Source organism: Roseburia sp. AM23-20 (assembly GCF_003470905.1).
In the GTDB taxonomy this organism is placed as follows: domain Bacteria; phylum Bacillota; class Clostridia; order Lachnospirales; family Lachnospiraceae; genus Roseburia; species Roseburia rectibacter.
In genome coordinates, this window is the sequence record NZ_QRHS01000002.1 from 269,945 (window position 1) to 270,421 (window position 477).

Annotated in this window: 1 protein-coding gene; it reads left to right on the forward strand. The window is 41.3% G+C overall.

Features of this window, described 5'->3' with window-relative positions; genetic code table 11:
- On the forward strand, positions 1–236 hold a 236-nt coding region (tnpB, locus tag DW650_RS19690), incomplete at its 5' end, for an IS66 family insertion sequence element accessory protein TnpB (RefSeq protein WP_199654190.1).
- Positions 237–477 lie beyond the last annotated feature (241 nt).

Sequence of the window (477 nt, forward strand, 5' to 3'; positions counted from 1 at the left end):
CGCGCTGCATGTTTGCGTTCTGCAACCGCAGGCGGACTTCTATTAAGATTCTGCAATGGGACGGATCCGGTTTCTGGATTCTGATGAAGAGGCTTGACAAAGATTCCTTTCACTGGCCGGATACTCCGGATGAATTACAGAAAGTGACCCTGAAAGAAATGCATTGGCTGTGTGATGGTCTTTCACTTACTCCGAAGGGAGCTTTTGAAGAAAGACATCCAAAGATTGTTGTATAAAGAACGGATTTGTCAATTCGCAAAAAGCACGAAATACTTGTGGATATCGGTATATATTCCTACACAGTAAAACGTTGATTTTTCTCGAACAGCTGGACTTTCTATGCTATACTGGAATTATCATATAAGAGTTTGGAGATTGCCGGATGGATCCGTTTTTTACAGAGGAACAGCTGAATAACATGAGCCGTGAAAACATGATGGAAGTTATGAGAATCATGCAGAATCAGGTTCAAAAAAA